This is a genomic window from Stenotrophomonas sp. RS-48 (assembly GCF_030053245.1).
Classification (GTDB): Bacteria; Pseudomonadota; Gammaproteobacteria; order Xanthomonadales; family Xanthomonadaceae; genus Stenotrophomonas; species Stenotrophomonas maltophilia_P.
On sequence record NZ_JASGBV010000020.1, the window covers coordinates 1 to 22,081 of the forward strand.

Below are 22,081 nucleotides of genomic sequence, written 5' to 3' on the forward strand. Positions count from 1 at the left end.
CCTGGCCGACGATCTCCTGCATGGTGTTGCCTGCGCGGTGCACCAGCTGCGCACCGCTGCCGACCTGGGCCACCGATGCGTCGATCAGTCCCTTGATTTCCTTCGCCGCTGCGGCCGAGCGCTGGGCCAGCGCACGCACTTCGCTGGCCACCACGGCGAAGCCGCGTCCCTGCTCGCCCGCACGCGCGGCCTCAACGGCGGCGTTCAGGGCCAGGATGTTGGTCTGGAAGGCGATGCCGTCGATCACCGAGATGATCTCGGCGATGCGCTGCGATGAGGTTTCGATCTGCTGCATGGTCTGTACCACCTGGCCGACCACCTTTCCGCCTTCGCTGGCCACGTCCGCCGCCGATGCGGCCAACGTGTTCGCCTGCAGGGCATGATCGGCATTCTGGCGCACGGTGGAGGTCAACTCCTCCATCGACGCTGCCGTTTCTTCCAGGTTGGCCGCCTGCAGTTCTGTGCGACGCGACAGATCGCTGTTGCCCGCGGCGATCTCGCCGGCCGCCAGGCGGATGCTCGCCGCTGACTGCTGGATCTGGCCGACGATATGGGTCAGCTGTTGCGCGGTGCTGTTGGCATCGTCGCGCATCACCGCGAACACACCATGGAAGTCGCCCTGCATGCGTGCACTGAGATCGCCGGCGGCGATGGCGCGCAGCAGCGTGGAAAGCGCCGCGAGGTTGTGGTCGCTGGCCCGCATCATCGCGTTCAGTGTGGTCACCATGCGGCGGAAATCGTGCTCGAACCGCTCACTGTCACCACGCACGGCAAAGTCGCCGGCGGCAGCAGCGGCGGCCAGCTGCTGGATCTGCTCGTTGATCGCCGCAAGGTTGCTCTTGGTGGTGGCCATGGCGGCGGTGAACACCGCCTTCTCGCCCGGCAGCGGCTCCATGTCCACGCTCAGATCGCCCACCGCGTAGCGCTGCATCACGTCCACCAGCCGCTGGGTGACCGCATTGCTGGACGCCACCAGCTGATTGCTGTCGGCCACCATGCGACCGTACTCCCCCGGGAAGGCCGCCGCGTCCATCCGGTAACTGAGCTCGCCCGCATCATGGCGGCGTGCCATCTCCGCCTGCGCCGCCATCACAGCCTGCAGCTGTCCCCGCATGCCCTGCATCGCCTCGAGCAGGCGCCCGACCTCATCGTTGCCGCGCGCCGGCAGCGCGGTGTCCAGCTTGCCCGCCGCCACGTCACCTGCAATGCGTACCGCCTGCGCCAGCGGCCGGATCGCCAGGTGACGCAGCAGCAGGTAGACACCGGCGCTCAATGTCAGCGCGGCCAGCACGCCGACCAGCAGCGTCAGCCACAGCAGCTGGCGAGCCTCGGCCACGATAATGGCATGCGGCACCACCACACCCAGCGCGAAGCGCTGCGGGGCATCGCCAACCCGCAGTGGCACGTACAGGCGCACATTGCCGGCGCCATCCGGCTCGAACGCTTCGACGGTCCTGTCGGCCGCGATTCCGGCCAGCATGTCGCGGGTGAAGGCATCGGTGCGCGGCTTGCCGATCTCGGCGGCGTCGGCCGAAGCCAGGACTACGCCCTTGGGCGAAAGCAGTTCAACGCGGCCTGCTCCCATCGGCGCAAGCGTCGCCAGATGCTTCTGCAGTGCCGCCAGCGAGAAATCGACGGTGAACACGCCGAGGAACGTGCCGTTCTCCACGATGGGCGTGCTCAGGGTGCTCATCAGCACCTTCTGGCCGGCGATCTCATAGGCATAGGGCTCGCTCACCTTGGGCAGCTTGTCGCGGCTCGGCCCCATGTACCAGTCACCGGACCCGCTGGCGGTTTCGGTGTAGTCGGTCATCACCGACTGCTGCGGTTTGCCATCCTGCCAGGCCCAGTAGCTCATGTAGCGACCGGTGGCGTCATGGGCCTCGCTGTTGACGAACTCCGCGTCCCTGCCATCGAAGGCATCGGCCTCCCACATGGTGCTCTTGCCCAGCCACTCCGGGTGCGCGCGCAGCTGTTCGCCGAGCACGGCCGCCAGGCTGGCACGATCAGGCTGGTCGCCCCGCGCGCGCTGGGCCAGGACGGCCTCGACCATGGCATCGTTGCTGGCGAAGGCGGTGCCCAGATCGGCCGCAACCTGGCGCGCTTCGGCATGCGCCTCGCTGGCCATGGTCTGCCGCGACGCGTTGATCAGGCTGGCACTGGCCTGGCGGTAGATCAGAAAGGCGGTCAGGCCGAAGCACAACAGCGCGATGGCAGCGGTGCCCAGCATCAGCTTGTGGGCGATGCTGCCCGGACGACGGGCAGCGGCGGAGCGGGAAGACGGCATGGGAGGGTCCGCAAGGCAGGTCAGGACATCCGGCACCGCGTTGGCGCCGCGCTGGTGCGCGATCCCTCGCGCGGCGACCTGTCTGAGCCGGGCGATGCCCGGCACCGCAAGGGCGCACCGGGTTAGCGGCCGTTCCGCGGCGGGGTTGAGTCGTTGCCCTGCGTCAAGCTGAATGCACTCAGTTTGGGATGGCTCATACGTGCGGCGAACCTACTCGACCACCCGGTCCTTCAACCACTGCGTGCGTGGCAGCACTTCGATGCTGCCTGCCGCGTACTGCTGCAGTACATCGTCCGGACCGTAGCGCGGCTGCCAGCCCAGCACCGCAACCGCACGGCTGCCGTCGTACACGCGGTCGATGCTCAGCGGCAGTGGCCAGCCGCGGCGCTCGAACTCGGCCAGCAGCTGCGGTGCGCGCCGCGCCAGCACCCGGCGTGGCTGGGTGGCCAGTTCCAGGCAGTCCTCGCGCCGGAAGGGGGTCGGCGCGCAGGCGATGTAGCGCTGGAACGGTGCGCCCCCGTTGTGCAGCAGCGCGGCATGCGCGCTGGCCACATCGCGTGCATCCAGGCCCCGGTGCAGGCGGAACATCGCCATGCGCTCGGGAGGCTCGGGGAAGCAGCGGCCCATGCGCAGCACGCGCACGGCGAACGCCTCCGATGCCGCGGCTTCGGCCAGCGCCTCGGCCTGCAGCTTGGTGCGGTGGTAGATGGTCCTGGGCAGGGGTTCAGTGTCTTCGTCGATCCAGCGACAACCGCCTGCCACCACGGCATGGCCATAGAGGGCGGTGGTGCTGGTCAACACGAAGCGTCCGACGCCGGCGTCACGCGCCAGCCGCAGCAGCTGCGCGGTCGCCTCCACGTTGATCTGCTGGAACACCGTGTCCGGCACCAGCCCGACATGCGGTGCATGCAGCGCAGCGGTGTGGATCACCGCATCCACGCCGCGCACGGCACGCTCCAGTGCCTTCGTGTTGGTGACATCGGCAATGATGCGTGTGGTGGCGAACGGGCTGCGATCCAGCCCGATGACTTCATGGGTGGCCGCCAACGCGCCGAAGATCGCGCGCCCGATCCGCCCGGAACTTCCGGTCAACAGAATCTTCATTGAGTCCATTCACTCAACAGCGCCCGGGAGCTACCGGGATGAACCGATTCTAGGCGTGGCCTGTGTCCAGGGCGATAGCGGCGCTGCGCAAGTGCAGCGTCAACGACAGGCAGGCAGAACGTGAAGACCACGCGCCATCTGCGGACGTACCGTTAGCCTGCCGTCGGCAAGCATGAGGCTCCGCCACGCCAAGAGAGATCCCCTATGGCCAGCAGCAACCGCGGGTTCGCGTCGATGGACCAGCGCATGCAGCGCGCGATCGCCGCCAAGGGTGGGCGCGCCGCCCATGCCTCCGGCAACGCCCATGAATTCAGTCCCGCCGAGGCGCGCATTGCCGGCCGCAAAGGAGGCGAAGCCATCAGCCGCGATCGCCAGCACATGGCCGCGATCGGTCGCGAAGGCGGGCATGCACGCCACGCCCGCGCACAACAGCAGCGCCAGCAGTCCGATCAAGGTCCACAGGGCCGCGACGAACCGGGTCAGCAGGACTGAGCGACGCACCTCAGCCGTGGCTGAGGAGGTTCAGCAGGCGCCCGAACGGGTCGCGGACGAAGAACCGACGCACGCCCCATGGCTCCTCGACGGGGCCATACACGACGTCGATGCCGGCGCTGCGGATCCGTTGCAGGACGTCATCCAGATCGTCCACCTCGATCGACAGGTCCGGCACCGGCGTACCCGATCCGCCCTCGCTGGCGAAACTGAGCTGCGCAGGTGCAGTGTCCTGCCCGGCGTAGGTGACGATCCAGCCATGATCCATCACCACCGGCATGCCGAGGATGCCACCGTAGAACGCGGCGGCGCGCGCCGGATCGGGCGTGGCGATGTTGGCGACGATGCGTCTGACAGCCATGACGTTCCTGTTCAATGAGGGGCAAAAACGAAACTGCGCGACCGGCCGGCACACCGTCAATCTTCAGGGACGCGTGCACAGACTGATGCGGCAGGGTGCGAAAAGTGTGGCTTCCGTCACGAAACATTAACGCGTTAACAAAATTCCCGTCACATCGCTGGGGGTGAAACGCATTCAGGACAGTTAGCGGCTGGGTAGACCGTCAATCAAGGAAGTTTGCCTGATGAATCACCCGCTGCATGGCCGTTCGTCCCGCTCCCGTTCCCCCTTGCAACGCCCGCTGGCACTCGCGGTGGCCAGCTCCCTGCTACTGGCAGCCGCCCTGCCGGCGATGGCCTCCGATTCACTCGATGCCTGGCAGCAGCAGCGCCAGCTGCAGGCGGCGTGGGCCCAGCCGGGCCATGCACAGACGGACGCAACCGTTGGTCCTTCGGCGCAGGCCACGTCCACCCCGGTCCTGGGCAACGCGGGCGATGCCGCCAGTTGGCACAGCGACGAGTTCAATGCCGACTGGGGCCTTGCCGCGATGGGGGCCGACCATGCCTATGCCCGCGGCCTGACCGGCCAGGGCGTACGCCTGGCGCTGTTCGATTCCGGCTCGGCGCTGGCCCACCCGGAATTCGCCGGCCGCAACACCACCAGCATCACCATCGGCCCGGACTGCGCGACGGCGGGGATCGTCGCCGGCGAAGGGGCCTGCTCGCAGACCCGCGGCGAACAACCCGGCTACAACTATTACGGCCTCGGTGCCGGGGTGCCGGCGGCGCTCGCCGGTCGTCTGATCGCGGCCGGCCTGCCCTACGGTTTCAGCTACGCCGACCATGGCACCCACGTGCTGGGCACCATCGGCGCCAACCGCGACGGAACTGGCATGCATGGCGTGGCCTTCGGTGCCGACCTGACGGCAGCGCGCGTGTTCGGTGACACCTACTATGAGTGGCGCCTGGATCCGGATGGCTTCTATCGCCCGCGCGCGGTGTACCGCACCGACCCGGACGACGACGCCGTACTGGATATGTATGCGCAGATCCAGGCGCAGGGCGTGCGCGCCATCAACCACAGCTGGGGCATCTCGACCCGCAACATGAGTGCCGCGGCGCTCGACCGCCAGTACGCCGCGATTGGCGCGGATTACGACGTCTACGGCAGCATCTATGCAGGCAGCGACGCTGCCCCGGGGTCGACCCTGATCCAGGTATGGTCGGCAGGCAACGGCAGCGGCGCCGTCGCGGGCATCACTGCAGCCCTGCCCCGCTGGAAGCCGGAGATCGAACCCTACTGGCTGGCCGTGGCCAACGTGCGCCAGCCGGTCGCCGACGATGGCGAAACCGACTATGTGCTCGACGACAGCTCCAGCATCTGCGGTGCCGCCGCCAACTGGTGCATCTCCGCCCCGGGCACCGACATCGCCAGCACCATCGTCTCCGGTGAGATCCAGGGACGCATCGAGGAAACCAGCGAGTACCTGCGGCTGATCATCGACAGCGAGAACACCGAGTACACCTACGGCCTGAAGACGGGCACCTCGATGGCAGCCCCGCACATCACCGGCGCTCTCGGGCTGCTGTTTGAGCGCTTCCCCTACCTGGACAGCGCACAGGTCCGCGACGTGCTGCTGACCACCGCCCGCGATCTGGGCGATCCGGGCATCGATGAGATCTACGGCTGGGGCATGGTCGACCTGCGCAAGGCCATCGAAGGCTTCGGCTCGCTGCGCGTGGACACCGATGTGGTGATGAACCAGAAGGCCGGTGGACTGAAGGTCTGGGAAGGCGAGGCCTGGGATGACTGGACCAACGACATCGGTGGCCCCGGCAAGCTGACCAAGTCCGGCATCGGCTGGCTGCGCCTGAGCGGCGACAACAGCTTCAACGGTGCGGTGGTGAACGATGGCGTCCTGGAACTGAATGGCGCCAACTCGCTCACCTCGGCAGTGGAGGTGAAGGGCGGCCAGTTCCTGCTCAACGGCTCGCTGGTTTCCACCGCCCTGAACACCACCGGCGGCGTCAGCACGGTCAGCGCCGGCGGCGTGCTTGACCACAGCAACCTGGTGGTCGATGGCGGCGTGGTCTCCTTCAACGGCACGCAGACCGGCGGTAATACCACCGTGGGCGCCAACGGCCTGCTGAAGGGTGTCGGCACCCTGGGTGCCACCCGGGTCGACGGCATCATCGCGCCGGGCAATTCGATCGGCACCCTGACAGTCAACGGTGACTACGCGCAGGGCGCTACCGGCGTGTTTGCGTCTGAACTGGCGCCGGGAGGCCGCAGCGACCAGCTGCACGTCACCGGTACCGCCACGCTGGACGGCACGCTGGTCGCGCTGCCCGAACCGGGTGTGTACTACCTGGGTGAGCAGTTCAACATCCTGCGCGCCGACGGTGGCATCAACGGTCAGTTCGCCCGTACCGACTTCAGTGCATTCTCGCCGTTCCTGCAGTTCAGCCTGGCCTACAGCGCCAATGGTGCACGCATCGACGTGGCCCGGGGTGCGCTGCTGGCCACCGCGGCCACCACGCGCAACCAGCGCGCCGTCGCTGGCGTAGCCGACGGCCTGGCGATCAACCAGGGCCTGCCCCGACCGCTGACCCAGCTGTTCCCCGCCCAGGTCGGTGCCGCGCTGGACGGCCTGAGCGGCGAGCTGCATGCCGCCACGCCGCTGGTGCTGGTCGAGAGCAGCCGCTACGTGCGTGATGCAGCCTTGTCGCGGCGTGCGGGCGATGCGTCGCCGGGCAGCACCGGCGACGCGACCGGTGCGTGGGTACAGGCGATCGGCGGCAACGGCAAGCTCGATGGCGATGTCGAAACCGCGCGCACGGATGCCAACAGCAACGGCCTGCTGGTCGGTATCGACCGCGAGTTCGATGGCTGGCAGGCCGGCGTACTGGCCGGCACCGGCCGTACCGACGTCAAGCAACGCGACCGCCGTGCCAAGTCGAAGATCGACAACACCCACTTCGGTGCCTACGCCAGCCACAGCTGGGGCGGCTTCGGTCTGCGCGGTGGCGTGGCCTGGAGCAAGCACGAGGCAGAGAGCACCCGCGAGCTGGCGTTCGCAGGATTCAGCGACACGCTCACCGGCCGTTATGACGCCCGTACCCGCCAGGCTTTCCTCGAAGCCGGCTATCGTTTCGGCTCTGCTGAAGGCGGCCTGGAGCCCTACCTGCAGGTTGCCCGCGTCGAAGTGGACCTGAAGCGCATCAACGAGCGGGGCGGCGCCGCCGCACTGCAGGGCAAAGTGGAAGACACCCGCACTACCGTGGCGACCGCCGGGCTGCGCTTCGACAAGGGTCTGAAGGCATCCTTCCAGCAGGACAGCTGGCTGCACCTGCGTGGCGCGGTGGGTTATCGCCGGGCCTCCGGCGACCGCAGCCAGGTGGCCAACCTCGCCTTCGCCAACGGTGGCAGCGCATTCGCCGTCAGCGGCGCGCCGATCGCCGACAGCGCTGTCGTGGCCGAGCTGGGGCTGTCCGCGTGGCTGACCCCGCGGCAGTCGCTGGAACTGGGCTACAGCGGCCAGTTCGGCAGCGAGAGCCGTGACCACGGCGCTACGGCGCGCTGGTCCGTGCGCTTCTGATCCACGTTCAACTTACCTTCTGAAGAGCATTGGGGCGGCCTGGGGCCGCCCCTTTTTTCTCCGACGAATGCAGCCCGCGCGATCAGGCTGCCTTCATCGCGTGCTTCCGCGCACGCATCACGTTGTGGCATTCCTGCACTTCCGGCAGCAGCTGAGTCACTTCCTGGCGTACCGCCGGCGGCAGGCCCTCATCCTTCAGCGCGTCCTTGAAAGCTGCCAGCAGGCGGTCTTCCGATTCTTCCAGCTCGGCCACATAGCCATAGTTGGTATCGCCGAACGCTGCGCGCACCTTGCCGTAGAACTGCTGCATCGAGCCGACCAGGGTGCCGTGCTCTGCAGGCTTGCCACCGGTGGCCGCAACCGCGCCACTGAGTGCCGACACGATGCGGCCCTTGACGCCGGCAATGCGGGTGAACAGTGCCGCCAGCTCGGCGTCCTTCACCTTCGTGGCCGCCTCTTCGTAGAACGACTTGCCGTCGCGTGCGATCTCGATCAGGTCGTTGAGACGATGTTCGATGGTGGACTGGGTGCTCATGTTCTGCTCCTGAAGTTCAGATTCGTTGGGAACGGACAACGGTGTGCGTTGCCTGCATCACTACCTTGGCCAAAGGGCTGTGGCCCTGGGGTGAGCGTCGTTTGATGCATGCATCACGTCGCTCAACGCGGACTGACCGCCGCTACCAGGGCACGAAAAGGATGATCCCGGTGATCACCAGCACGGCCGCCAGCACTCCCAGCAGCACTTTCCCCTGGCGCCAGCTCGGCGTCGGCTTTCCTGGCGTGTTCATCGTGTTTTCTCCTGTCGATTCGGACGCTGGCAGCCTGATGCATACGTCAGCGTCGGCACGTGCACGCCATGTGCATCGCGCGTGCACATGTGAGGGCCCTGCATGGACCATGCCGGTGAACAGCGATATCGCGCTCACCGCCTGTACGCCGGGCATCAACGCCGGGCCCGCTACGGTCATCCTTCCTTCCCGACTGGAGCCGCACATGGCCATCAAGACTGCCGAAGACCTGTTCATCCACGAACTTTCGGACATCTACAGCGCCGAGAAGCAGCTGACCAAAGCCCTGCCCCGCCTTGCCCGTGCGGCCGAGAATCCGGATCTCGCCGCCGCCTTCGAAACCCATCTGGAGGAAACCCAGGGCCAGATCGAGCGGATCGACCAGGTGGTCGAGACGCTGGGCATCCGTCTCAAGCGCATCAAGTGTGCAGCGATGGAAGGGCTGGTGGAGGAAGGCAAGGAAGTCATCGACAGCATCGACAAGGGACCGGTGCGTGATGCCGCACTGATCGGTGGCGCCCAGAAAGTCGAGCACTACGAGATCGCGTCGTACGGCACCATCGCCGCGCTGGCCAAGCAGCTGGACTACAAGGACGCGCTCCCCCTGCTGCTGGAAACACTGGCCGAAGAAAAGTCGACCGACGAGAAGTTGACCCTGCTGGCCAAGGGGGGTGGCAACGCCAAGGCAGCACAGGCCGCCTGAGTTCCGCTGCAATACGCCGCCAGGGACGGCGGCGGCAACAGGAGATCCCGATGCATCCGGATATCATCGGCTGGATGGCGACCCTTGTGCTGGTCGCCACCTTGCTCAGGCAGATGGTCAAGCAGTGGCGTTCGCCACATCCCGAGACACTGTCACGATGGTTGTTCGCAGGCCAGATGGTGGCCTCGGCGCTGTTCACCCTCTACAGCCTGATGCTGGGCAGCAGCGTCTTCGTGGTGACCAATCTGCTTCTGTTGGCGACGGCTCTGCTTGGGCAGGTGTTGGCGCGGCATCGCCAGAGGCAGGCCCCCCTCCCTCCCCCCTGTTGATCACCGCTGGCGGATACCGGCCGGCCCGGGATCGCCGAACAGGACCTGATCGCGGGGACAGAAAAAGCTGCGTCGCCGGGTTCTGCCCAGATACTGCTTGCTGACGGGGCCGCCACATCGCGGACAGCTGCGTTTGGCATGCACCTGCCAGTGCCTCTTGAGCTCGTGGCGACGCTTCCATTCCAGGAACTCGTAGCTGTAGGTCCTGGCTTCGCGGATCAGTGATCCCAGCCTGCGCGGCGGCAGGTCACCCACACGCGTGGCCGGGTGTACGCCGATCCGGAACAGCACTTCGTTCTTGATGATGTTGCCAACGCCGGCAAAAACGTTCTGGTCCAGCAGTGCGTCGCACACCAGGACGTCAGCCATCGCTTTCAGGCGGCGGCGCGCGAGCCGGGGGTCCCACGCATCGCTCATCACATCGGTGCGCCAGTCGTAGGCTTCTTCCAACGGGCCGTCGATGAGTTTGACCGAACAGGCATAGAGGTTCAGTTCGCCGGCATCGAACCTCAGCGATACGCGCGGAGGCGAAGGCTTGCGCTCATCGATACGCCAGCTGCCGAACAGCATCAGATGGATCCGCAAGGTATGCGTGCCGAACTCCAGCAGGAAGTGCTTCCCCCAACTACGCACGGATCGCACGCGCTGCCCTGCAAGCATGGACAGGTCAATCCGGCTGTTGCCCCCGACATGTCGCAGTATCTGGCCGGTGAACATCTCGGCGGCCTCGCGCAGCAGCACGATGGAAGGGCCTTCAGGCATGGCCGTGTTCTCCGAGCAGTGCCTGCAATCGCAGTGCATTGCTGACCGCATGGCCCTGCGCCGTGTTGTCCAGGATCATCCAGGCGCAATGGCCGGCACGCGCGCGGTCCCTGAGCAGCCCGGCCAGCCGTGCCAGTGTGGTCTCGTCATAAGCGCTGCGATAGATATCCGGCTGGCCGTGCCATCGCCAATAGCTCCAGCCGCGGGCCCCGCCCGGCTCGCCCGCCTGCGCGACCCGCGCCGGGTCCGCCGCCACGCGCGCGATGTCATGGACCGCCAGCAGCGCATCCACCTCGGCACTGAACCAGGACGGATGTCGAGGCTCGCACGCCACCTGCCTGCGCGTGCGCCGACGCAGATCGTGCAGAAACGGTTCGACGTGCTGCGGCTCGTACGCCAGGCTGGGAGGCAACTGCAACAGCAGCGCACCCAACCGGCTGCCGAGTTCTTCCACCGCAGCCAGGAACGGGTCGAGCAGCGGGCCGGCACCGCGCAGCCGCTGCTCGTGCGAGATGGAACGCGGCATCTTCACCGTGAAGCGGAAATCGTCCGAAACGGAAGCGGCCCAGCGCCGATAGGTCTGGGGCAGGTGCGGGCGATAGAACGAGGAGTTGATCTCGACCAGAGAAAGGCGCGTGGCGTAGCGCTGCAGCAGACTATCACCTCCACCGAAACTGGAGCGATCCGCCGCCGACAGGGACCATCCTGCGCAACCGATGCGTATCCGCGTTCCGGCAGGGTGCGGTTCCACCCCAGCGCTCATGACCCGCTCCCACCAGCAGGCGCAGCCTGCATCATCGGTCCGCCCTGATCGGCTCGCAGGAGAGGCGCCGTCAACAGCTGCAGCCTGTCCAGCGCGCTGGTCGGAATTCCGCTGGCCGTGCTGCGCACGAACCCGGTCCAGTCAGACAGGGCCACCCTGCCGAGTGCCGTGTGCTCCACCTGCAGCCAACCCATCCGCCAGTGCGAGAACTGGCGGCGACCGATACGACCGCGGTTGAGCTCGACCACACTGTGATGGCTGCTGCTGTCGAGGATGCGCCGCCACGCGGCGTCCACGCCCTGCTGTGGCCCCTCCAGATACTGAAGGAAGCGATGACCATCGAACAGAAGCACGCCGGTGATGTCCGCTGCTTCATTGAATGCCACCGCGTCGTTGACGAGACCGCGCAGCCGTTCCGCGCTCAATGAGGCAACGGCTTCGCTCGCATAGGCAATGGCACGCAGAGGCATGGGGGCACCGGTGATTGCAGGGGTCTCTACCTTAGTCCTTGCTACCGAAGGTGCGGTGATTCCGGCGTGCAAGCCGCGTTCAAGTGCGGGGCCGGCTGTGCGCTCGTGGTGATGGCATGGGGAATACGGCAAGCGCGGACGACATCGTGTTGCCGCATGAAGCACCGCCGGCTAGCGGCGGATGTGGATGATGGTCGGTGCCGTCAATACGACGGCTCAACACTGGAGACATTCCATGGCCAACCAGAATCAGAACCAGGGCAACAGCAACCGAGGCTTCGCTTCGATGGACGAGGACAAGCAGCGCGACATCGCTGCTAAGGGCGGACGCGCTGCGCATGAGTCGGGCAACGCACACGAGTTCAGCCCGGAGGAAGCCCGTGAAGCCGGCCGCAAGGGCGGCGAATCCGTAAGCCAGGATCGTCAGCACATGGCCGACATCGGTCGCGAGGGCGGGCAGGCGAGCCGCGGCGGCGGAAACCGGGGCGACGGTCAGCAACAGCAACAGCAGCAACGCGGCGGCAATAACCGTGGCGGCCAGCAGCGCTGATCGGTCGTGACCGGATGCAACAGCGGATGGGCGGGCAACGTTCCCGCCCATCTTCACATCAACGGCGCGGCTCCAGTCCCGTCCGGGCCGGACCTTCCAGCAATGCGCCGGTCGCGCTGAAGCGGCTTCCGTGACAAGGGCAGTCCCAGCTGCGCTCCAGCCCATTCCACTGCACCAGGCACTTCAGATGCGGGCATACCGCTGACATCACATGCACATCGCCCGCGTCGTCGCGATGCACGGCCAGATGATCGCCGCCCACCTGGACGACCACGCCCTCGCCTGGCGCGATGTTCGCCGTGCGCATGTGTGTCGCCCGCATCCGGTCCGCGATCATATGCTTGGCGACGGTCGCGTTGCAGCGGGCCCATCCGGCAATCGAACGCAGCGGTGTGAACCGCATGGGACTGAACAATCGCGCCGCATCGGTCTGCACACCCTGGATGCCCTCGCAGATGGCATGCGCCGCCACACCTGCCCAGGTCAGGCCGTCAGCACCGTAACCGGAGGCTATCCAGACGTTGTCATGGGCACTGTTGCCGATGAAGGGCAGCCGGTCTGCCGGCCGGAACTGCTGCGCCGACCAGCTCACGGATGGGCCTGACACAGCGAAATGGTGCTGCAGATCCGCCTCGAGGGCTGCGCAGGGATCTGTGGCGGGGGTCTCTCCGACGCGGTGCGATTCACCCACCATCACCAGCCAGGGCGCGCCGTCCGGCCCGGTGGCACGCCGCAGGGAGCGGTGCCGGTCCGCAATCCAGTGAATACCGGCGGCGGGCGGCCCGGAGACGGGCGCGGCCACCGCGTATTCGCGATAGCACTCCATCTCTGCCTGTACGAGATTGAAGCCCGCAGGTGAGTGGGTAGCGAGTACGAAATGGTCGGCGCGGATCGAGCCATGCCGTGTGCTGGCGATACCCGCCTCGGGATCGAGCGCGGTCAACGCGGTGTGCTCATGGATCCGGACGCGGCCTGACAATCGCATGGCAAGTCCAGTGCAGAACGCAGCCGGGTCGAACTGCGCCTGCCCCTCGAGCGTGAAGGCGTGGCCCAGCGTGAACGGAAGTCCGTGCTGCCGATGCCGGCACGGCAGGCCGGCGCAGGTGTACGCCTGCAGCTCCCTCTCGAACTGCAGTGTCGCCTGCCGGTCCCGGCCCTGGACTCCGTACTGCATCGGGACCCGGTCGAAACCGCAACGCAGGTCGTATCGTCTGACCAGCAGTTCGATCGCACGGATCGCCTGGGCGCGCCACCGCACCACGCGGGACACGACATCGCCTCCCCAGCGCGCGACCAGATCCGCCATGTTCGAAACCGGTGCATACAGATTACCCGTCGACAGACCCGTATTACGCGAAGCAATGCGTCCCGCGTCCACCACCACGACGTCCAACCCGCAATCGGCAAGCCTGGCTGCAGTCAGCAGGCCCGTCATCCCCGCGCCCACCACCAGCACCTGCGTGCGCAGGTCGCCCTGTGCCGGCGGACAGGGATGGCTCTGCATCATCTCCAGCCACAGGCTGGTGCGTGGGCGCGGGTCGTTCATGGTCACTCGTCTCCCTCCGGAGAACCGTTTATGGCGATCAGGGGGTGAAGCGGCGGCGGCCTCGCTGTGTACGTTCTGTCGGCCATGTATCCGTTACAGGGTGCCGCGCCCATCGCTGCATCATGGCTCGCGCGCCGGAAGATCCAGCGCACCCGAGCCGGGACCGGCACCCAGCTCGGCACCGGTCGCCGGCCTCGCCTCTGGATCAGACATCGTGCGCACCGTCATCGCCTGCACGGCAGCCTGTTCACGTGTGTCCAGTTCCACCGAGGCGCTGCCGTCGCCGCCATCCAGGGCCATCTGCGCATCGCGGTCGTCGACGCGCTCCCAGAGCTCGCCGCTGTTCCAGCTCCCCTGCAATCCCTCCGATCCTTCGCCCTGCGACAGGTCCACGTACAGATCCGTGTAGGCCGGGTCACCGGGCAGCTTGCCGGGCGGGAAGTTGGGCTGGATGCTGTGCAGCGCCTTCTCGAATGACTTCATATGTGCCACCTCGCGGGTCATCAGGAAGCGCAGTGCGTCCTTGATGCCGGGATCGTCGGTGACGTTGATCAGGCGCTCATAGACCAGTTTGGCGCGGGCCTCGGCGGCAATGTTGGAGCGCAGGTCGGCACTGGGGTCACCGATCGTATCGATGTAGGCGGCAGTCCACGGCACCCCGCTGGAGTTCACCAGCGCAGGACCGGCACCGTAGAGGATCTGCTCTGTGTGGCTGGTGCTGTTCTGCCCCAGCAGCCGCATGTCCTCGGCCTCTGCCAACGCCTCGGACTGTATCGCCTTGGGCCCGCGGTTCAACAGCGCGATGATGGTGCCGATGATTTCCAGGTGGCTGATCTCTTCCGTGGCAATGTCCATCAGCAGATCCTTGCGCCCGGGATCACACTCCGCCAGTCCCTGGGTGAAGTAGCGCATGGCCGCCGCCAGTTCGCCCTGCGGCCCGCCGAACTGCTCCAGCATCAGCGTGGCCAGCTGCGGGTTCGACGCACGCACGCGTACGGTGTACATCAATTTTTTGTGATGGAAAAACATGGCAATCTCCAGTAGCGGGCACGCCCTGTCCTAGCGCTTGGCTTCAGCACCGGGGGTTTCATCACGGTTGAGGAAGGCACCGACCAGGCCGTCCTGGTGATCTTCCAGCCAGCGCGCCATGGCAACCTCCTCCTGCAGGATCTGCCCGCACACGGCAGCGATGTCGGCAGCGCCGGCACGCTCGGCGGCGATGATCAGGGCGCGGTACGTGGCGATCTCGGTATTCTCGAAACCAAAGGACAGACCCAGACCCTTCACGACCTCATCCTCCATCAGGCTGTTTCCGGCCGCGTGGATGGCGGCCGTCAGGCTGGCGAACACGCCCTTGGCCGTGGGCACGCTGCCACCCAGTGATTCAATGCACTGGCGCAGCGATGCAGCCTGCTGCTGGGTCTCCTGAACGTGCTGGGCGATACGCGCAGCCAGCGCGGGATAGTTCTCGATACGCGAGGCCATGGCCTTCATCATGGTCTCGGCTTCCTGCTCCATTGCGTAGGCGTCCTGCAACCACTTCAGCAGGCGCTCGCTGCGAGCCGTAGTCTTCTCGGACATCACGACACTCCGGTGCGGGGCAACATGCCACCGCGGATCATGCTGAAGGCGTGTCGATCAGCTGCACGTGGTCATGCGTGAGCGGTTTCCAATGGCGCGTCAACATGACGCCGATGCCGCGCTAACACCCTTGCGTCGTGCTGTCCATTGCCGCCGATGCGCGCTCAGGCCTGCAGCACGGATGAGGGAGCCGCAGGCGGCATCGTGTACGTGCGCGCGGCAGCGGCCGGCCGGCCCTCCGCAGCGGACAGCACCTGCATGACCCGATGCTCGGCTCGACGCTGCGCGGCCTCCACGCCCACCACGTAGACGAAGCGGCCATCGAACTTGGCCTGTGCGCCGTCGAGACCGTCTGCCAACAGCAGTGCCCGCTTCAGCGACTTCATCCAGGCGCGGGAGGGCACCCCGTCAAGTTCGACGACGACTGCCGTCCCACCGCAGGCGAGCGGCATGCTTTCCACGCGCAGCACCTGGGGCGCAGACAGGGATCCGGAAGCGTTCATTGGGCGACTCCTCGTGCGGGGACGGCGGCAGTATCCACAGTGATCGCCAAGGCATCGTCAACGTCGCCGGCCCATCCGTGCACGCTGCCTGCACGGCACGCGCGGCTTCGCGTCGACACCACATCATCTCCGCATCGCCTTGATGGCCTGCGGCGGACACTGTCGTCCCCACGGCTCTATAGACCTACCTCATGCCTCGCACGACCGGCCAGCCTCCCTGCAATCTGCTTCTGGTGGAGGACCAGTTCGATCTGGCGGCACTGATGGAACAGGCACTTGAGGACAGTGGCGACCACGTCACCCATGCCTACAGCGTGTTTGACGCCCTCGGCCTGCTGGACCGTCAACGGTTCGATGGCGCGGTGCTGGATGTGGAACTGCGCGATGGCGTGGTGTTTCCGGTAGCCGACCGCCTGGCCGAACTGAAGATTCCCTACCTCTTCGTCTCTGCGGTGTACGACCAGCTGGTACCTGCGCGCCACCGGCGTGCCCCCTTCGTCGCCAAGCCGTTCCACATCGAGGGCCTGCAACGCGCTGTCCGTCAGACGCTCTGCAGCGATACGGCGGCGGGAGGCCAGCGCTGAACCAGATCGTGCAGCAGCGAAACACGCGCCGCCGACGACGGCTCAGGCCGCGCGGGCGTAGGGCTCGACCACGGCAAGCAGCCGCTCCATCGCCGTTGCATCCTCGTGACCGTCGGCAGCGCGCAGGATGAAGCTGGTCCAGTCCGCCCGGGCGATGTCCCGCAGGATGTCAGACTCTGTATGCAGGCATCGCATTGGCCAGAACGGCAACCGGCGCTGACCGACTCGACCGTGGGCCAACTCGATGATGCCACCATGGCTGCTGGCACCCGTCACCCGTGAGTAGGCCACCTCCAGTCCATCCGGTGGGCCTTCCATGTACTGCAGGAACCGCTGCCCATCAAACAGCAGCACACCGGTTACACCCGCGCCTCGATTGAAACGCGCGGCGTCGGCCATCAGGGATTCCAGCTTCCCGGCCGTGAAACCCTCGCTGGCCTCACTGATGTAGACGATGGCTCTGTTCGGCACGCTCCGGCTCCTGCTCCCACAAACATCGAGCCTATCGTGCTTCCCGTTCAGCGCCTGTATACACGTACCGTGACCCGGTCACACTCCGCTGCATTCATACTCGTGTCGGCGGCCGCAACGCGGTCATCGCGAAAGAGACCGGTCTGCGCGCAGGCAGTGCCGCAGTTCCCACAGCCATGACAACGCAACCACCATCGCCGGCAGCAGCGTGAGCACCCAGTCCTGCGCCGGCGCCGGGCGCCATTGCAGTGCCCACGCCGGTTCAGCGTGATGGGCTACCCAAAGCACGAACAGCCACGGTGCCACATCCAGCACGCTGTGCACATGCTGCTCGGCCGGACTAATGCGTCGCCGGCCATCCGCGCTGGCGGTATCGAGATACCCCGCGATCGCATGGGCGGCCGCCAGCACGGCAAGCAACACCGCCAGCGCCCGCGTATCGGCCAGCAGCAACCAGGCCAGCACACCAGTCCCCACAAGCCCCAGCTGCACCCCATGCAGCGTGCTCTCGCGCAGGCCCGAGGTGTGGGGCAGATCGGTGCGGCGATGAAAATGGAAGTCCAGCGTGCCTGCGGCAAGCCACAGCACGTACAGGACCATCATGGCCGAGGCGCTCATGCTGCCCTCACGGCGTAAGCACGATTTTGCGGCAGTCATCGTCCTTGGCATCGAACATCGCGTAGCCCTGTGCGGCGTCGGCCAGCCGCATGCGGTGGGAGATGATGTCGCCCGGGTCGAGGCGGCCCTCCATGATGGCATCCAGCAGTTCCGGCATCAGGCCCTGCACATGCGTCTGTCCCATCTTGAAGGTCAGGCCCTTGTCAAAAGCATCGCCGAGCAGGAAGCCGTGGATGAAACCGGCATAGACGCCGGGAATGCTGATCACGCCGCCCCGTCGCGCGGCCGCGATGCACTGCCGGATCGCCACGCCACTGCTGCCTTCCAGCTTGACGGTCGTCAGCGCTGTTTCCAGTGCACTGCCTTCGGCCTCGAATCCGACGGCCTCGATGCAGGCATCCACGCCCCGGCCACTGGTCTGGCTGAGGATGTAATCGGCAGGATCCGGAATATCCCTGAAATCGATCGGAATGACGCCGTAGGCATCCCGTGCATAGTCCAGCCGGTAGGACAGATGGTCGACCATGAAGATGGTTTCCGCACCCAGCAGGCGGCAGCATGCTGCGCTCATCAGGCCGACTGGACCCGCCCCGAAGATGGCCACGGTCGAGCCCGGCCTGATGCCCGCGTTGAGTGCAGCCTGGTAGCCGGTGGGCAGGATGTCGGACAGGAACAGGACCTGCTCGTCCGCCACACCGTCCGGAATCCGCAGCGGGCCGATGTTGGCCTTGGGCACGCGGACAAATTCAGCCTGCCCCCCGGCCACGCCCCCGTACAGGTGGCTGTAGCCGAACAGCGCTGCAGGAGGCAGCAGGCCTTTCTGGTTGAGCGCCGCCCCCTTGCCGGGATTGGTGGTCTCGCAGGCGGCATACTCGGCCAGGCGGCAATGGAAGCACTCACCGCAGGCGATCACGAACGGGATCACCACGCGGTCACCGGCGCGCACCTGGGTAACGGCGCTGCCGACCTCTTCCACGATGCCCATGAATTCATGGCCGAGCACATCGCCATCATGCAGGTCCGGGATCTTTCCGCGATACAGGTGCAGGTCCGAGCCACAGATGGCCGTCGCGGTCACGCGCAGGATGAGATCGTCATCCTGCGCCAGCACCGGATCGGGAACTGTCTCGACACGCACATCCCTGCGGCCGTGATAGGTCAGTGCCTGCATCGTGCTTCTCCAAGGGAACGGACCTGCAGGATCGCAGCCCGCCCCCTGCGGGCAGAGTGACCGCACGGTGTGCGGGATGTTCATTCGACTGCGCCATTGCGTTAACCCTCACGCGTGCACGCTGAAGCCTCCATCCACCGTCCACGGGAAGACTGCCATGAGCAACAAGCTGCCGTTCAACCCCACCGTCGATGTCGATGACCAGGCCAAGGCACATACACCCGACAAGCGCCGCAACGACAACGCCAGATGGAAGGAGCACGACATGCCCGACGATGGCGATGGCCCCAAGGCGCGCCCGGATGACTATGAACGGCTCGATCCGGACCCCACCGGAAAGCGCCATCGCTGAGTCCGCCTCACGGACCGCATGCGCGGGATTCACGGATGTTTCTTGACCGGCCACGCAAGCTCACCGCATCCCCATAGGATCTGCATGGCGAGGTGCTGCATGTGGAAGCGGAACGGTCTGTCACTGGTTCTGCTGGCTCTGACCCTGCTGTTCATTGCCGGCCAGGCACTGTCAGGACTGCAGGTGCACAACGAGGAGCTGGTCCATCACGGCCGCGCGCCGCTGGATCTGTGGCATTACCTGGCCAGCGGCCACTTCATCAGTGCCACCTTCGAGAACTGGGAAAGCGAGTTCCTGCAGATGGGCATGTACGTGCTGCTCACCGTCAGCCTGCGCCAGCGCGGCTCTGCGGAATCGCGCCCACTTGACCCTGCACAGGAACACGCACGGATCGAGCCCGGCCCGACACCCTGGCCGGTGCTGCGTGGCGGTATATGGAAGACGCTCTATGGACATTCACTGGCGATCGCTTTCGGACTGCTCTTCCTGGTCAGCTTCAGTCTGCATGCCGTCGGCAGCTGGAAGGCGGAACAGGTTGAACAGCAGTTGCAGGGGCTTCCCCCACCGTCCTTCCTGCAGCATCTGACCAGCAGCACGTTCTGGTTCGAGTCCATGCAGAACTGGCAAAGCGAATTCCTGGCGGTACTGGCCCTGGTCGTGCTGACCATCTTCCTGCGGCAGAAGGATTCCCCGCAGTCCAAGCCCGTGCAGGCGCCGCATGCGCAGACCGGAGACTGAGCCATGCCACGCCAGAATGCCACGACCGCACTGCTGGTCATCGACATGTTCAGCCGCTTCGATTTTCCCGACGCTGGCGCGCTGGCGCCCCTGGCGGAGCGGGCCGCGACCCGCATCCGCAGGGTGCGTGACCATTGCGATGCCCGCCGCTGGCCGGTGATCCATGCCAACGACAACTTCTCCGACTGGCAACGGGATTTCCGCCAGCAGGTGGAGCAGTGCAGGCGGGACGGTGGCAGTGCCGCGCGCATCGCGGACAAGTTGGCGCCGGCCCCTCACCACTATTTCGTGCTCAAACCGAAGCACTCGGCGTTCCTCGCCACGCCCCTGCCGATCCTGCTGGCCAAACTGGGGGTCCGCCACCTGTGGCTCACCGGCATGGCGACCGATTCCTGCGTACTGGCGACCGCGCTGGATGCCAACGCGCGGGAGTTCAAAGTAACCGTGGTGGCTGATGCCACCGCGGCGCTGCCAGCACGCAGGAGAGTGGCACTGCAGACGCTGGAGCGTTCAGGCGCCGCACGGATCGAGACGGTTGCCGGGCTGCTGTCCTCGCCGCGGCGAGCGCAGCACTGAGCAACGGTCGATTTCCGGTCCTGCCGCTCGTCGAAACAGGGAAGGCAGGCCTCCGGCCGGCCGGAGCACCTCCGATGACCCCGATCCTCACTGCCTTCGCCACCTCGCCCGATCGCGGCCAGGGCCTGGCCCGCGACATGCGCGTGCGCTGGGCACTGGAAGAACTGGGCGTGGCCTATGACGTCCAGCTGCTGTCCTTTGCCGAGATGAAGCAGCCGGCCCATCTGGCGCGCCACCCCTTCGGGCAGATCCCCACCTACCAGGAAGGCGAGCGGGTGCTGTTCGAATCCGGCGCGATCCTGCTGCACCTGGCCGAGCACCATCGCGGCCTGCTGCCGGCCGGGGACAGCGCCCGCATGCGCGCGATCATGTGGATGTTCGCTGCGCTGAACACCGTCGAGCCGCCCATCGTCGAGCGATCCATGGCATGGCTGCTGGAACGCGAGCAGCCCTGGTATGCACAGCGGCAGGTGATGCTGGACGAGCGCGTGCACGCACGGCTGTCCCAGCTGTCGGCATGGTTGGGCGACAGGGCCTGGCTGGAGGACGAATTCAGCGTTGGCGACCTGATGATGGTGGCGGTGCTGCTGCGTCTTCAAAGCAGCGGCATGATCGGCGGGTATCCGACGCTGGCCGCCTACCTGGCACGGGCCACGGAACGCCCTGCCTACCAGCGCGCATTCGCCGCCCAGCGGGCGGTCTTCCAGAGCCGGTAGCCCTGCATCGGGCGGAACCCCGATGCGCCGACACGGTTGACGCCTCACCAGGCTGCGCCTACAGTCTGCGCCGCAGCCGCGCAACGGCGCTGCCGCAGGCGTTATCGTCATCCAACGCGCCCACAGCCGGGAGGGCCTCAGCAGAGGAAACCCGGGCGACAGGCGCCACGGTACTGCCCTGCCCTTCGCTCCTGCGGGAGTGGATGCATCACGCCGTGGCCTTTCCCAAGACCCTCTGGAAAGGCACTCCCATGAACCTCACCGGCAACACCATCCTCATCACCGGCGGCAGCCGCGGCATCGGCCGTGCATTGGCCGAGGCGCTCCACGACCGCGGCAACCAGGTCATCATCACCGGCCGCGACCGGGCACTGCTGCAGGCGATCGGCGAGCAGCGCCCGGGCCTCGTCGCCCTGCCGCTGGAGCTGGGCGATCCTGCATCACTGGCGGACCTGGCCGAGATCGTCCATGCCCGCTTCCCCAGCCTCAACGTGCTCATCGCCAACGCGGGCATCTCCCGCCCGGAAAACCTGGCCAGCGGCCACTGGGACGACTTCGATGCCGAAGCCATCATCGACACCAACATCCTGGGGCTGCTCCGCACCGTGGCCACGTTCCTGCCGTTGCTGACACAACAACGCAGCGCCACCTTGATGGCCACCGGTTCTGCGCTCGCCTTCCTGCCACTGGCCAGCTTCCCGACCTACTGCGCCAGCAAGGCGTTCCTGCATTCGTGGCTGGTATCGCTGCGTCATCAGCTTCGCCATCTGCCGGTGGAGGTGCTGGAACTGTCGCCCCCGTATGTGCAGACCGGACTGACGGGTGAGGCGCAGGCGACCGACCCGCGCGCGATGCCCGTGCAGGAGTACGTGCAGCAGGTTCTGCTGAAGCTCGAGCGTGGGGACCACCCGCGGGGTGAGCTGCTGCTGGAGCCGGACCAGGCGCGACGCTGGGCCGAACGCGATGGCACCTACGACACGCTCTTCGCACTGATGAATCCAGCCTAGCGCAGGCACGGAATGCAATGTAGGCCGCCGCC

At 66.5% G+C, this 22,081-nt stretch carries 25 protein-coding genes; 11 read left to right on the plus strand and 14 right to left on the minus strand.

Features of this window, described 5'->3' with window-relative positions; genetic code table 11:
* Both QMZ25_RS04540 and QMZ25_RS04545 read right to left on the minus strand, forming a co-directional pair.
* A partial coding sequence (locus QMZ25_RS04540; protein ID WP_283219193.1) for a methyl-accepting chemotaxis protein occupies positions 1 to 2,287 on the minus strand: 2,287 nt, incomplete at its 3' end.
* Between the two features lie 210 nt (positions 2,288 to 2,497).
* Positions 2,498 to 3,391 (minus strand): NAD(P)-dependent oxidoreductase, encoded by an 894-nt coding sequence (locus QMZ25_RS04545; protein ID WP_053517184.1) that lies wholly within the window; start codon positions 3,389 to 3,391, stop codon positions 2,498 to 2,500.
* 204 nt (positions 3,392 to 3,595) lie between these two features.
* Between QMZ25_RS04545 and QMZ25_RS04550 the strand changes: the two genes are divergently transcribed.
* Positions 3,596 to 3,883 (plus strand): hypothetical protein, encoded by a 288-nt coding sequence (locus QMZ25_RS04550; RefSeq protein ID WP_053517182.1) that lies wholly within the window; start codon positions 3,596 to 3,598, stop codon positions 3,881 to 3,883.
* 10 nt (positions 3,884 to 3,893) lie between these two features.
* On the opposite strand, the gene QMZ25_RS04555 is transcribed toward QMZ25_RS04550, so the two are convergent.
* Positions 3,894 to 4,244, minus strand: coding sequence for a VOC family protein (locus QMZ25_RS04555; RefSeq protein ID WP_128987752.1), 351 nt, complete (start codon positions 4,242 to 4,244; stop codon positions 3,894 to 3,896).
* Between the two features lie 223 nt (positions 4,245 to 4,467).
* Here QMZ25_RS04555 and QMZ25_RS04560 point away from each other — a divergent pair, with 223 nt between their 5' ends.
* Complete coding sequence (locus QMZ25_RS04560) at positions 4,468 to 7,821, plus strand: autotransporter serine protease (protein WP_283219194.1); 3,354 nt, start codon at positions 4,468 to 4,470, stop codon at positions 7,819 to 7,821.
* 82 nt (positions 7,822 to 7,903) lie between these two features.
* Here QMZ25_RS04560 and QMZ25_RS04565 read toward each other — a convergent pair whose 3' ends face one another.
* On the minus strand, positions 7,904 to 8,356 hold the full coding sequence (locus QMZ25_RS04565; protein WP_053517176.1) for a PA2169 family four-helix-bundle protein: 453 nt from the start codon (positions 8,354 to 8,356) through the stop codon (positions 7,904 to 7,906).
* Between the two features lie 458 nt (positions 8,357 to 8,814).
* Here QMZ25_RS04565 and QMZ25_RS04570 point away from each other — a divergent pair, with 458 nt between their 5' ends.
* Both QMZ25_RS04570 and QMZ25_RS04575 read left to right on the plus strand, forming a co-directional pair.
* Positions 8,815 to 9,312, plus strand: a complete 498-nt coding sequence (locus QMZ25_RS04570) for a ferritin-like domain-containing protein (protein WP_283219195.1) — start codon at positions 8,815 to 8,817, stop codon at positions 9,310 to 9,312.
* Positions 9,313 to 9,362: 50 nt separating this feature from the next.
* Entirely contained in the window at positions 9,363 to 9,641 is a 279-nt protein-coding gene (locus tag QMZ25_RS04575; protein ID WP_053517173.1) for a hypothetical protein, read from the plus strand.
* On the opposite strand, the gene QMZ25_RS04580 is transcribed toward QMZ25_RS04575, so the two are convergent.
* From QMZ25_RS04580 to QMZ25_RS04590, 3 genes are read right to left on the minus strand one after another with little or no spacing between them, the layout of a single operon-like run.
* A complete protein-coding gene (locus tag QMZ25_RS04580; RefSeq protein ID WP_065174477.1) occupies positions 9,642 to 10,403 on the minus strand; it encodes a DNA-formamidopyrimidine glycosylase family protein in 762 nt (253 codons plus the stop codon).
* Positions 10,396 to 11,166 carry a DUF72 domain-containing protein gene (locus tag QMZ25_RS04585; RefSeq protein ID WP_283219196.1) on the minus strand — a complete coding sequence of 257 codons (771 nt, stop codon included), beginning with the start codon at positions 11,164 to 11,166 and terminating at the stop codon, positions 10,396 to 10,398. Before QMZ25_RS04585 ends, QMZ25_RS04580 begins: the two co-directional genes overlap by 8 nt.
* Entirely contained in the window at positions 11,163 to 11,636 is a 474-nt protein-coding gene (locus QMZ25_RS04590) for a BLUF domain-containing protein (protein ID WP_053517167.1), read from the minus strand. Before QMZ25_RS04590 ends, QMZ25_RS04585 begins: the two co-directional genes overlap by 4 nt.
* 235 nt (positions 11,637 to 11,871) lie before the next feature.
* On the opposite strand from QMZ25_RS04590, the gene QMZ25_RS04595 reads away from it, so the two are divergent.
* Positions 11,872 to 12,186: a KGG domain-containing protein gene (locus QMZ25_RS04595; RefSeq protein WP_053517166.1), complete on the plus strand. Its 315-nt coding sequence runs from the start codon at positions 11,872 to 11,874 to the stop codon at positions 12,184 to 12,186.
* Positions 12,187 to 12,244: 58 nt separating this feature from the next.
* On the opposite strand, the gene QMZ25_RS04600 is transcribed toward QMZ25_RS04595, so the two are convergent.
* From QMZ25_RS04600 to QMZ25_RS04615, 4 genes are all read right to left on the minus strand, one after another.
* Positions 12,245 to 13,732, minus strand: a complete 1,488-nt coding sequence (locus tag QMZ25_RS04600) for an FAD-dependent oxidoreductase (protein ID WP_283219197.1) — start codon at positions 13,730 to 13,732, stop codon at positions 12,245 to 12,247.
* A 120-nt stretch (positions 13,733 to 13,852) separates the two neighbouring features.
* A complete protein-coding gene (locus tag QMZ25_RS04605; protein WP_053517164.1) occupies positions 13,853 to 14,761 on the minus strand; it encodes a manganese catalase family protein in 909 nt (302 codons plus the stop codon).
* A gap of 30 nt (positions 14,762 to 14,791) precedes the next feature.
* Positions 14,792 to 15,313 (minus strand): ferritin-like domain-containing protein, encoded by a 522-nt coding sequence (locus QMZ25_RS04610; protein WP_053517162.1) that lies wholly within the window; start codon positions 15,311 to 15,313, stop codon positions 14,792 to 14,794.
* Between the two features lie 164 nt (positions 15,314 to 15,477).
* A complete protein-coding gene (locus tag QMZ25_RS04615) occupies positions 15,478 to 15,816 on the minus strand; it encodes a hypothetical protein (protein WP_283219198.1) in 339 nt (112 codons plus the stop codon).
* Positions 15,817 to 16,007: 191 nt separating this feature from the next.
* Between QMZ25_RS04615 and QMZ25_RS04620 the strand changes: the two genes are divergently transcribed.
* Positions 16,008 to 16,400, plus strand: coding sequence for a response regulator (locus QMZ25_RS04620; protein ID WP_053517160.1), 393 nt, complete (start codon positions 16,008 to 16,010; stop codon positions 16,398 to 16,400).
* Positions 16,401 to 16,442: 42 nt separating this feature from the next.
* On the opposite strand, the gene QMZ25_RS04625 is transcribed toward QMZ25_RS04620, so the two are convergent.
* From QMZ25_RS04625 to QMZ25_RS04635, 3 genes are all read right to left on the minus strand, one after another.
* Positions 16,443 to 16,871: a BLUF domain-containing protein gene (locus tag QMZ25_RS04625; RefSeq protein WP_053517158.1), complete on the minus strand. Its 429-nt coding sequence runs from the start codon at positions 16,869 to 16,871 to the stop codon at positions 16,443 to 16,445.
* A 123-nt stretch (positions 16,872 to 16,994) separates the two neighbouring features.
* Complete coding sequence (locus QMZ25_RS04630) at positions 16,995 to 17,489, minus strand: hypothetical protein (protein WP_065181605.1); 495 nt, start codon at positions 17,487 to 17,489, stop codon at positions 16,995 to 16,997.
* A 7-nt stretch (positions 17,490 to 17,496) separates the two neighbouring features.
* Complete coding sequence (locus tag QMZ25_RS04635) at positions 17,497 to 18,660, minus strand: zinc-dependent alcohol dehydrogenase (RefSeq protein ID WP_065174470.1); 1,164 nt, start codon at positions 18,658 to 18,660, stop codon at positions 17,497 to 17,499.
* Between the two features lie 157 nt (positions 18,661 to 18,817).
* Here QMZ25_RS04635 and QMZ25_RS04640 point away from each other — a divergent pair, with 157 nt between their 5' ends.
* From QMZ25_RS04640 to QMZ25_RS04660, 5 genes are all read left to right on the plus strand, one after another.
* On the plus strand, positions 18,818 to 19,012 hold the full coding sequence (locus QMZ25_RS04640) for a hypothetical protein (RefSeq protein ID WP_053517152.1): 195 nt from the start codon (positions 18,818 to 18,820) through the stop codon (positions 19,010 to 19,012).
* 99 nt (positions 19,013 to 19,111) lie between these two features.
* Positions 19,112 to 19,750, plus strand: a complete 639-nt coding sequence (locus tag QMZ25_RS04645; protein WP_164151277.1) for a DUF6766 family protein — start codon at positions 19,112 to 19,114, stop codon at positions 19,748 to 19,750.
* A 3-nt stretch (positions 19,751 to 19,753) separates the two neighbouring features.
* The gene (locus tag QMZ25_RS04650) at positions 19,754 to 20,326 is read left to right on the plus strand and encodes an isochorismatase family cysteine hydrolase (RefSeq protein WP_197600683.1); all 573 of its coding nucleotides are present in this window, start codon (positions 19,754 to 19,756) and stop codon (positions 20,324 to 20,326) included.
* 74 nt (positions 20,327 to 20,400) lie between these two features.
* Complete coding sequence (locus QMZ25_RS04655) at positions 20,401 to 21,042, plus strand: glutathione S-transferase family protein (RefSeq protein ID WP_197600684.1); 642 nt, start codon at positions 20,401 to 20,403, stop codon at positions 21,040 to 21,042.
* 251 nt (positions 21,043 to 21,293) lie between these two features.
* Positions 21,294 to 22,049, plus strand: coding sequence for an SDR family NAD(P)-dependent oxidoreductase (locus QMZ25_RS04660; RefSeq protein ID WP_111186237.1), 756 nt, complete (start codon positions 21,294 to 21,296; stop codon positions 22,047 to 22,049).
* Positions 22,050 to 22,081 lie beyond the last annotated feature (32 nt).